The organism is Fibrella aestuarina BUZ 2, assembly GCF_000331105.1.
In the GTDB taxonomy this organism is placed as follows: domain Bacteria; phylum Bacteroidota; class Bacteroidia; order Cytophagales; family Spirosomataceae; genus Fibrella; species Fibrella aestuarina.
The window spans coordinates 3569308-3580090 of sequence record NC_020054.1 but is presented as its reverse complement, the minus strand read 5'-3'; the positions used below and the strand labels follow the sequence as shown (position 1 = coordinate 3580090).

The following is a 10783-nucleotide window of genomic DNA, read 5'->3' as shown; positions in this document are numbered from 1 at the left end:
AGATGGGCATACGCTTAGCGGTCGACTATCATCAAATTAAAACAGCCACTATATTTGCCTTGTACTATAACAAGCCATGACGGACGTTTCGGTTCGCAAGATCATCCATATCGATATGGACGCTTTTTATGCGTCGGTCGAGCAGCGCGACAATCCGGCATTGCGGGGAAAACCGGTGGCGGTGGGTGGCTCGCGGGAGCGGGGCGTGGTGGCAGCGGCGAGCTACGAGGCCCGGGTTTTCGGCGTGCGATCGGCCATGCCGTCGAGCACGGCCCGGCGGAAGTGCCCCGATTTACTTTTTGTGAAGCCCCGATTCGACGTATACAAAGCCGTTTCTCAGCAGATACGGGCCATTTTTGCTGAATACACGCCCCTCATCGAACCGCTCTCGCTCGACGAAGCTTACCTCGACGTGACCGAGAACCGGCCGGGCCTTGCTTCCGCCACCCAGATTGCCCGGGAAATCAAAGTCAAAATTCGGGAAGCTACCGGCCTGACTGCCTCAGCCGGAGTATCGTACAACAAATTCCTGGCGAAACTCGCCTCCGATCACAACAAACCCGATGGCCTGTTTGTGATCAAGCCCGAAGCCGGGCTGGCGTTCGTCGAATCGTTGCGCGTGGGGCAATTTCACGGCATTGGGCCAGCCACAGCGGGCAAAATGAACCAGTTGGGTATTGCCACCGGCCTCGACCTGCGGCACCAAACTGAGGCCTTTCTGGTGCGGCATTTCGGCAAGATGGGCCACTTCTACCACGCCATTGCCCACGCTATCGACAACCGCCCCGTGCGACCCGACCGCGAGCGGAAATCGGTCGGCTCCGAGACAACCTTCGCCACTGACCTCTTCGAGTGGGACGAGCTCACCGACGGACTTAGCGGCCCCATTACCGACCTCTGGCAGGACTGTGTGCGCCTCCAAACAACCGGACGAACCCTGACGCTCAAGATCAAATTCGCCGATTTTCAGCAGATCACGCGCAGCCGCAGCTTTGGGTCACCCATCGCCAGCGAGGCGCAGCTAACGTACCTGACCCACGAGTTGCTACGTACCCAATTGCCCTTACCCAAGGGCGTCCGGTTACTGGGGGTGTCGCTGTCGAACCTCGAATCAACCGATGGCACCGTCGATCAGCGCGAGATTGGCCGGCAGTTGGTGATCGGCTTTTGACGGAACCCGGCTCACTGCTGCGTGAGTGTCAGCGTATGCCTGAAAATGCACCGCTCAACAGGGCAAATCGTGTCGAGGGCCACCAGGGTCAGCGTTTTTCCGCCGATTATTCCTTCGTATCGACTATCGTACGTGCGTGGAACGCCGTTACAGACAACATGCTTCTGCTCTGTCAACGTTAGTTTGTTACCCACGATCGTCCCCTGCATGGTAATCGACACATTGATCTGATCGACTCTGCGGTTAACGGTTGCTTTAACAGTGTTGGCTGTCACCTGCCAGGTGGCCAAAGTCGGCATGGAAGCGATGCCGCTCCAGACGCAGTCGCCAGCCGAGGTGATACCGGTTTGGCCTTCCCACGTCCCGAACAGAACGGCTGGCGGCACTGTGTCTGGTTTTGAGCAGGCCAGCAAAAGCACGAACGGAGCTAGGAGCAGTTGTAGGGTCGTTCTTTTCATAGCGTTTGGGCGTGTCGATCCGGCATCACCTTTACGTAGTGCAATATGTACCTATATTGTTAGTATTCTTACATAAGTAACCAGCCCGGCCTTGGTTTTTGCAGAAAATCGATTCGTTGGTATTTCCTGGCCTGGTTCGTGTTTATCTTGCCTTTAGCCGCCTTGCTGTAGGCCGGCCAATCCACCGTCAACGTACCCAGCCAGCCGGCGCACGAATGCCTTACTTAGATCGCTACACGCAACCACTTACGGCCAAAACCGCGGCGCATCTCTTACGCCGCGCTACGTTTGGCCCAACGCCCGCCGAACTCGCCGCCTTTACGGGCCAAACCGCCACGCAGGCGGTTCAGGCGCTGATTGCCAACGTCAATTATACCCCGCCGCCCCCCGTCGACCTCGACGATACGGCCAGCACGGCCGGGCAACCCTTTTTGCAGGGTACCGCCACACCCGCGGGCGAATACCTGCCGTTTGTGGGGGCCAATAATTTCAAGTATGGCTATTACATCAAGTACTGGTGGTTGAATCTGATGATCCAGCCCGGCCCGGCCAATCTGCTCGACAAGCTGACGCTCTTCTGGCAAAACCACTTTGTGGCCACCCGAGAGGTCGCCAACGACTACCGCTTCGTCTGGACGTACCTGAAACTGCTCCGCGACAACGCGCTGGGCAACTTTCGCGATCTGGTGACGAAGGTGACCAAAGAACCCGCCATGCTCCGTTTTCTCAACGGCGATCAGAACGAGGTGGGAGCGGGCAAAGCCAACGAAAACTACGCCCGCGAGTTGCAGGAGCTGTTTACAGTTGGAGCTGTTGATGCCGCCGGTAACCCCAATTACACCGAGGAAGACGTGCGCAATGCCGCCCGCGTGCTGACGGGCTGGAAATACAGCAATTATTACAAAGAAGGCGCCACGACGTTTGCCACGACGTTTACCAGTAGCAAGCACGACAGCACCAACAAGACGTTTTCGGCCAAATATGCCAATACGGTCATCACCGGCCGGACGGGCACTACGGCCGGTGACCTCGAACTGGCCGACCTGGTAACGATGCTGCTTAACCACCCGCAGACGTCGCGCCACATCTGTCGGAAGCTCTATCGCTGGTACGTCAACGACACCGTAACGCCCGACATCGAAACGAACGTGATTATTCCGCTGGCGCAGTTACTGGTGAGTAACAATTACCAGATTCAGCCGGTTATCGAAACCCTCCTGACCAGTCAGGTCTTTTTCGACTCGGCCAACATCGGCTCCCTGATAAAATCGCCCGCCGATTTTGTGATCGGGATGCTGCGCGCCTACGAACTACCCATCGCCCCGATTACACCGGTCATTAATTTTCGGAAAACGATGGAGTACGTCTATACCAAACTCCGCGATCTGCAGCTCGATTTGCTCGATCAGCCCAGCGTGTTCGGCTACGATGCGTACTACCAGACTGGTTACACCAAGCTGTGGAGCAACACCAACACGATGGCCGTACGCAGCGATGTCAGCGACCGGTTTTCCAACAGCTATACGGTGTACCAGACGACGGTGCTAAACATTAATCCGCTAGCGCGCGCCACGGCCCTGCAACCCAGCTTTGGTGATATTCCGGCCAGCACGTCGCAGGCACCCAACACGCCACCCATCACCTGTGTGCAGGTGCTCGATAGCTTTCTGACCAACCTGCTGGCCACCGACCTCATTCAGGTGCAGAAAGACTTCCTCATCGACACGATCATGATGCAGGGCATTCCCCGGTCGAGCTGGGAGTTTGAATGGAACACCTACCGCCGCACCGTAACGTACCCGGCCAACTATACCGCTTCGGCCATCACCAACGCCAAAAACGCCGTCAACAACCGCCTCAAAGCCCTCCAACGAGCCCTGCTCCGATTAGCCGAGTATCACATCGTTTAACGAGTGAACGAGATAAAGAGTGAAAGAGCGGTCCGCCGCAGCGGCGAATGCTGCTAGCAGTGGCAACTCATGACGCGCAAGCAACATTCGCCGCTGCGGTGAACCGCTCTTTCACTCTTTATCTCGTTCACTCCCCGCCCCCATGAACCGCCGTAACTTTCTGGCCACGACTGCCTCCCTGGCGCTGCCCATTGCGCTGAACGGGTTTGGCATCAATGCCCTGGCGCGCAATTCCGTGCTGGTGCGCTCACTACTAGGCACCAACGCCGCCGCTGCCGACCGTACGTTGGTTATTATCAACATCAACGGCGGTAACGACGGGCTCAACATGGTGATTCCGGTCGATCAGTATTCGACTTATACTTCGCTGCGGAGCAACATCGCCATCCCGCAAAGCAGTGTGCTGCCGCTGGCGGGCAACGATACCACTGGCCTCCACCCCGCCATGACCGGCCTGCGCGATCTGTATAACGACGGCAAGCTGACGATCCTGCACTCGGTGGGCTACCCTAACCCCGATCAGTCGCACCAGCGTTCGGCCGATATCTGGATGACGGGCGTTTCGAGCAACCAGTACGCCGAAACGGGCTGGGCCGGCCGTTACCTCGACGATCGCTTTCCGGGCTACCCCGACAATTACCCCAGCGCCACGATGGAAGACCCGCTGGCCCTACAAATCGGGTTTCTGACCAGCACTACCCTGCTCGGCCCTATCCAGTCGATGGGCGTGGCGATCAACGATCCTACCAGTTTTTACACGCTCGTTGGCAGCAGCACCAACGCCCCGCCCGACTACCTGCCTTGCTGCGACGCCGGTGACAAGATCGCCCACGTACGGCAGCAGCAAACGCTGGCGGTAGGCTACGCCGGCCAGATCAAGGCAGCCTTCGACGCGGGCACGACCCGAGCAACGTACCCAACGGCAGGGCAGAACACGCTGGCCGATCAGCTCAAGATTGTGGCCCGGCTTATTCACGGCGGCCTGAAAACAAAAATCTACTTTGTCTCGATCAGTGGATTCGATACCCACTCGGCGCAGGTTGACACGACCGACAACACCATCGGTGCACACGCGACCCTATTGGGCAAAGTATCGGCGGGTATCAAGGCCTTTCAGGATGATCTGGCCCTGCAAGGCATCGCCGACAAAGTCATTGGCATGACGTTCTCCGAGTTTGGGCGGCGGGCTAACTCCAACAACTCGAAAGGCACCGACCACGGCATGGCCGCGCCCATGTTTGTGTTTGGGCAAAGTGTGCAACACCCCACCATCGGGGTCAACCCCGACCTGAGCAACCTCATCGTAGGCAACGACGGCAGCCGCAACATCCCCTATCAGATCGATTTCCGCCGCGTTTACAGCGACATCCTGAACGACTGGTTTGGGGCGGGCATTGCCAAAACCAACACGCTGTTGTTCAAAACCTCGCCCTCGGTGCTCGACTTCCCCACGGTCTCGCTGTTTTCCAACCTGGTCGAAACGGTCAAGACCGGCAATTGGGCCGACCGCACGGTGTGGTCCGTGGGGCGAAAACCGTTACCGAGCGAATACGTACGGATCAACGCCGGCCATACCCTCACCGTCGATGCCCCGTTCACCGTGCGTAGCATCCGGCTAGATGGTACCATCCGGTACACGGGTCCATTCACGGTGCGCGTGACGGGATAACGTACCTGGCTCGCCTCGTTGCGGCCAAACTCGAACGATGGCACTTACTGAACCGCCTTTTTGCGTTGAGGGACAAACCGTTTTGTCAGGTACGTTCGGATGGGTCGATCTACGTAAACCAGCACACCATACGCAAAGACGAGTAAGCCAAGTCCCATCAGCGGCATGATGAGCGCCAATTGCGTGGGCGTTGGTTTGTGCACCTCCATGTAGCTCAACAGCACCCAGATAAATGGGTAATGAACCATGTAAAGCGGATAGGAAAGTTCGCCTAGCCAGGTACAAATCGATTGCCAGCGGGCTGACAACGAAGTGGTCGCCCCCATAGCTAGCAGTACCGGAAAGCCGATGATAACCACCAGCGGCTCGGTGACCAGATTGAGGCCATCCCGAAACGGCACCAGAAGCAAAGCCAGCAGCAACACCGCGATGGGTAGAAAGCCCAGCCGCGTAGGAATCAGCCAGCCAGACCGATAGATCAGCACCCCCATCAGGAAGGAAAACGCCACGCGCGCCCCGCCCCCGATGAAGGTTTCGCCGCTCCAGCCCACGCCTATGTTCTTGAACAGAACACCGGTATAGCACAGCGCAATCGCCGCCAGGCCCGTCAGCAGCCACACCCACCTGTTGGCGAGTTTGACCAGCACCAACGCGTAGACCAAGCTGGCTACGTATTCCCACAGCAGCGACCAGGTGGGCGGATTCAGGTGAAAAATATTGTTGTAGCGTTGTGGCAGCACCGGGTTGGGGATCATCAGGCAAGACGTCACAAACAGCCAGACCGTTTTGCCGAAGCCCATTGTCTGGTAAAAGTTTCGGTAAGGGTCAACCAGGAAGCTGATGAGCCCGATCACGGAGCCTACCACCACCAGAGGCTGCAACCGGATGAGCCTCAGCTTCAGGAACGTACCCACCCCCATCTGTTCCAGTCGGCCGTCGTAGGCGTAGGCGACAACGAAGCCTGACAGGCAAAAGAAGAAATCGACCGCCAGATAGCCGTGTGCAATAAAATTTTTGGTGTAATCAGGCTCGGCCAGTTCCATGAAATGGAAGACCAGCACGGCAATGGCCGCAACGCCCCGCAGGCCATCCAGAAGCGGATAATGGGGTCGGGTTGAACGGGTTATGGAGGGTTGTTGAGTAGCTTGCAACGAAAGAAACGCTTGAACTAACCGGTAGTGGTCTACTGGGTATAAGGCAAAAAAAGTGAAATATATCGCTCTTGGAACTGACAAGTAGCGCCCGGCTCCAGCCGGGCAGAAAACGCCTGCGAGTTCGATCCGTAACGCGCTACGCCGGCAGCCCGGCCCCAGCCGGGCGTTACGGCTCAGCCTCCAACCAGCCGGGCGATGCCGAAGGCGGCGGCGGCGGCCAGTGCTCCAATCAGCATGACTTTGAGAGCGCCACTAATGGGTGGCTGCCCGGTTACTTTACTTTTGAAATAGCCAAACACAAACAGGCAGATGAGCGTGACGACGCACGAATACAACAGCGCCTTCTGCGGCGCGTCGACCAGAAAATACGGCACCAACGGTACCAGCCCACCTACCACGTACGACAGGCCGATGGTGAGGGCACTTTTGGTGGCGCGGTTGGGGTCGGGTTCGTCGAGGTTCAGTTCGTACTTCATCATGAAATCGACCCACCGGGTTTTGTCTTTCACCAGTTCGTCGGTGATCGCGTCCTGAAGCGCAGGGCTCAGGCCCATCTCGGCAAATACGTCGCGCACCTCCTGCTTTTCGCGTTCGGGCACGGTTTCGACCTCGCGCACCTCGCGCCGCCGCTCCGATTCGTAATGATCGGCTTCGGTACGGCCAGCCAGATAACCACCCAGCCCCATGGCGATCGACCCGGCGACGATCTCGGCGATGCCCGCCGTCACGACGAGCGACGAACTGGCGACGGCCCCACTCAGGCCCGCCGCCAACGCAAAGGGAACGGTCAGGCCGTCCGACATCCCGATGACGATGTCCGAAATCATATCAGAGCTTTCGAGGTGCTCTTCGTGGTGATGCAGGTGTCCGGTATCGTTCATGGCATTGGTACGAGGGTAAACGTGAGGCAATGACCTGGGTACGTTGTTTGTGTGGCGCCACTAAAAGTACGGCAACGTACCTACACGGCCGCCGATTCGCAGACGTAGGTGGGTATGATGCCGGTTGCTTTAATGCGCAGATCGACATCTTCAACGGGGGTGTTGCCCGTCAGGACGAGCGCGGTATCGAAGCCAAATTTATTACCACCCAGAATGTCGCTTTTGAGGGTATCCCCCACCATCAGAATCTCGTTTTTGCTGATGGGCATTTTTTCCCGCAAGAGATCATAGGCAAACATAAACAGTTGGGCATCCGGCTTACCGAACCGGATAAACTGCTTACCCACAATACGTTCGAGCATATCGGCCACGGCCCCAATCGCCACGGCTACCTGCTGCCCACGGACTGGGTACGTCGCGTCGGTATTGGCCACGATGACCGGAATATTGCGCCGCCGTAGCAGGTTGATCGTTTTGTTGAGATCGGTATTCCAGTCAAATCCCTCGTCGTCGAGCAGCACGAGTGCCGTGATGTCAGCAGCATCATCGAGGTTTACGGCGCGGATAGGCAGGGCGTGCAGATCTGCGTTTTCGATGTAGTGGGCCGAGGTGTCGGTGCCCAGGTACGCTACCGTACCGTGATTGACTTTCAATTGCAGGTACTCCCGCGCCAGCATCCCCGACGACACAATCCGGTCGGCGGTGATGGTGGGCAGCCCCAGCCGGGCATACGAATCGGCCAGTTGGTCGGGGCTGCGTGAGGCGTCGTTGGTCAGCACGTAGAACGGCTTATCGGCGGCAATCAGCGCGTCGATGGTGCCGTCGATGCCGGGAATCAGCCCGTGGGCATTTTTCAGCACGCCATACGCATCGAAGAAAATGGCTTTGTACTGCTCAATCAGGGTGGCAAAAGGAGTCATAGAAAAGCGGTCTTCAGGCCTCTGTTGACGGTCTTGTGTTGCTGGCGCATCAGTGCTATACATGCGCCAGCTAACAGAAGACCGTGAACAGAGGCCTGTAATCTGGTTATAGCCCCAGCCGTTTCAGGATGGGCGTTACGTCGAAGGTATCGATCGACGGCAGGTAAATGTCGTAGGCTTCGCGCTGTAGCTTGGTCGCGTAGGTGCGGTGGAAGAAATAGCGCCCGTACTTGATCACGTAATTCAGGATGAAGAACCGGTAGGCCTCGGGCAGAAACCGGATTTCGCGCTCGGTGAGCGGATACACCTTGTGGTACTCGTCGAGAAACCAGCCAAAGCGCTCTTCGGCCATTGGCCCGATGTAGTATGAAAACACCGTGCGGTCGCCGGCATCGGAACAAACGCGGCTGAAAAAGTAAAAGTCCATCACCCGGTAGCTGATGCGGAACCAGTCGTAATCCCAGCGCGAAAACAGCTTCTGATCGGGCGTAACCGAGAAATTACCAATGTTCCAGTCGACAAAGACCGGCATGGTTTCCACCGTCTTATCGACCAGCTTTTTCCGGTTTTCCAGAAACAGATGGCACTGCCGCCGCAGCGTGTCGATATGCATCCGGTGTTCGAAACGCCCCGCGTCGGTATCGAGCAGATCGAGCAGCCCCTGCACGTCGGACCGCAGCGTTTTGGCGTATTTGGGCAGTACCGACGACGCCCGGGCGCAGGCCAGGTGAAAGCGGGCAATCTCGTTGCCCAGCTTTCGGATGTGCGGTTCGTCGAGGCGGCGCGGCAGGCGCTCCATCGTGCGGATGGGGTTGTAGAACACCACCCAGGCATCGATAAGCTCATCCTGATGCCGGTAGATGAACACCTGCCCGTTTTTCATCAGCGATTTCGCCAATACGTTTTCAAACGGATACAACAGGTTGTTGGCCAGCGCGTGGATGATGCGGTGATCGTCTTTGAAGTGCTCAAACTTGCCGAAATACGACAGCTTGGCAATGACGCGGTCGCCCGAGTCGAGGGTAAGCCGGAAGACGTGGTTAGTCGAGACGCGGGCACTGATATCTTCAACCGCCTGCACGGTCTGGCTGGGATCGAAGGCCGCCCAGGCCTGGCGGATGATGGTCGTGTAATCGATAAGACGCATACGTACGGGTTTGACGTCGGGTACTGAACGGCTGATGTTGCGGGCCGACATTGTGGCGGCACACCATCAAACCGTAAACCAGAAACGGCAAACGGATTTCATATGATTTCAAAATACCGCTTTAATTCCCAGTCACTCACGTGCCGGGCATACTGGCGGTGTTCCCAGTCGCGGGTTTGGCAAAAATGGGCGACAAAGTCGGCTCCGAAGAGTTCGGCCGCTACGGGCGAATCGCGCATCAGGTACGTTGCCTCGCGCAGGCTGGGGGCCAGCCGCCCATTTTGCTCGTTTAAATAACCGTTGCCCGTGGTGGCCGGCACCCCGAGCGTCAGCCCGTGCCGGATACCGTAGAGGCCCGAAGCCAGCGCGGCTCCCATTGCCAGATAGGGGTTTGAGTCGGCACCCGGTACGCGCATTTCCACGCGGGTGTAGGCTTCGGCATGGTTCAGCACCCGCATGGCCACGGTGCGGTTATCAAAACCCCAGGTGAGTGTTGTCGGTGCCCAGGCCCCCTCCACCAGCCGTTTGTAGCTGTTGATGGTGGGCGCATACATGGGCAACACGTGCGGCAGGCAGTACAGCTGACCCGCGATGTATTGCCGGGCTAAGGTGCTAAGGCGATCCGGCGCGTCGGTCTCATAGAAGAGATTGGCGCCTTCGGCCGACCATAGGCTCTGGTGAATGTGGCCACTACAGCCCGGCAAATCGGCGCTCAGTTTGGCCATGAATGTGGCGACAAGGCTGTGGCGGTAGGCAATTTCTTTTACTGCCGTTTTGAACAGCACGGCTTTATCAGCGGCTGCCAGCGCGGTGTCGTGGTGGATGGCGGCCTCATACACGCCCGGCCCCGTTTCAGTGTGCAGGCCTTCGAGCGGAATGCCAAACCGACCTAGCGCCTCGAAGAGGTCATTGTAAAAGGCGTTTTCGAGCGAGGGGCGCAGGATCGAGTAACCAAACATCCCCGGCGTCAGCGGTTCCAGGTCACGGAAGCCCTTCTGTTGCAGACTTTGTGGTGTTTCGCGGAAGTTGAACCATTCAAACTCCTGCGCCATCTCGGCTCGGTAGCCCATTTGCTCGGCCTGCGCCGCGATGCGTTTCATCAGCGAGCGCGGGCAGGCAGGCAGATCGCGGGTAGCATCAGTCGGGTGGCTGAAATCGGCCAAAAAAAATGGCTGGTCGGCCGCCGATTCGGTCTGCCACGGAATTCGCCGGAACGTACCCAGATCGATACGGACGGGTCGGTCGGGATAACCGCTGTGCCAGCCCGTGACGGTTCCGTTGTCATAAGCCGCATCCTGACTGTCCCACCCAAAGACCACATCGCAAAAGCCGTAGCCATCAACCAGCCCTGCCCGGAACTTATCGCGACTGATCAGCTTGCCGCGCAGGATACCGTCGATATCGGCGAAGGCAAATTTGATGGCAGGAATGTCGTGTTCATCCAGATAGGCGAGCAGTTGCGTAGCGTCCATG

The 10783-nt window shown here is 57.9% G+C and carries 9 protein-coding genes; 3 read left to right on the top strand and 6 right to left on the bottom strand.

The genetic code is table 11. The annotated features are described in order from the left end of the window. Positions 1-76 precede the first annotated feature (76 nt). Positions 77-1171 carry a DNA polymerase IV gene (gene dinB / locus FAES_RS14560; protein WP_015331996.1) on the top strand — a complete coding sequence of 365 codons (1095 nt, stop codon included), beginning with the start codon at positions 77-79 and terminating at the stop codon, positions 1169-1171. A gap of 11 nt (positions 1172-1182) precedes the next feature. Here dinB and FAES_RS14555 read toward each other — a convergent pair whose 3' ends face one another. Further along, the gene (locus FAES_RS14555; protein WP_015331995.1) at positions 1183-1629 is read right to left on the bottom strand and encodes a hypothetical protein; all 447 of its coding nucleotides are present in this window, start codon (positions 1627-1629) and stop codon (positions 1183-1185) included. Positions 1630-1844: 215 nt separating this feature from the next. On the opposite strand from FAES_RS14555, the gene FAES_RS14550 reads away from it, so the two are divergent. Both FAES_RS14550 and FAES_RS14545 read left to right on the top strand, forming a co-directional pair. After that, complete coding sequence (locus FAES_RS14550; protein WP_015331994.1) at positions 1845-3539, top strand: DUF1800 domain-containing protein; 1695 nt, start codon at positions 1845-1847, stop codon at positions 3537-3539. A 142-nt stretch (positions 3540-3681) separates the two neighbouring features. Next, positions 3682-5208 carry a DUF1501 domain-containing protein gene (locus FAES_RS14545; RefSeq protein ID WP_015331993.1) on the top strand — a complete coding sequence of 509 codons (1527 nt, stop codon included), beginning with the start codon at positions 3682-3684 and terminating at the stop codon, positions 5206-5208. 44 nt (positions 5209-5252) lie between these two features. On the opposite strand, the gene FAES_RS14540 is transcribed toward FAES_RS14545, so the two are convergent. From FAES_RS14540 to FAES_RS14520, 5 genes are all read right to left on the bottom strand, one after another. Then, a complete protein-coding gene (locus FAES_RS14540; protein ID WP_051054150.1) occupies positions 5253-6359 on the bottom strand; it encodes an acyltransferase family protein in 1107 nt (368 codons plus the stop codon). A gap of 176 nt (positions 6360-6535) precedes the next feature. Then, positions 6536-7243 carry a VIT1/CCC1 transporter family protein gene (locus FAES_RS14535; protein ID WP_015331991.1) on the bottom strand — a complete coding sequence of 236 codons (708 nt, stop codon included), beginning with the start codon at positions 7241-7243 and terminating at the stop codon, positions 6536-6538. An 80-nt stretch (positions 7244-7323) separates the two neighbouring features. Next, a complete protein-coding gene (locus tag FAES_RS14530; RefSeq protein WP_041257893.1) occupies positions 7324-8163 on the bottom strand; it encodes a TIGR01459 family HAD-type hydrolase in 840 nt (279 codons plus the stop codon). Positions 8164-8269: 106 nt separating this feature from the next. Next, the gene (locus FAES_RS14525) at positions 8270-9310 is read right to left on the bottom strand and encodes an aminoglycoside phosphotransferase/kinase family protein (RefSeq protein ID WP_041258975.1); all 1041 of its coding nucleotides are present in this window, start codon (positions 9308-9310) and stop codon (positions 8270-8272) included. Positions 9311-9408: 98 nt separating this feature from the next. After that, on the bottom strand, positions 9409-10782 hold the full coding sequence (locus FAES_RS14520; protein ID WP_015331988.1) for a glutamine synthetase family protein: 1374 nt from the start codon (positions 10780-10782) through the stop codon (positions 9409-9411). Position 10783: the final 1 nt, after the last annotated feature.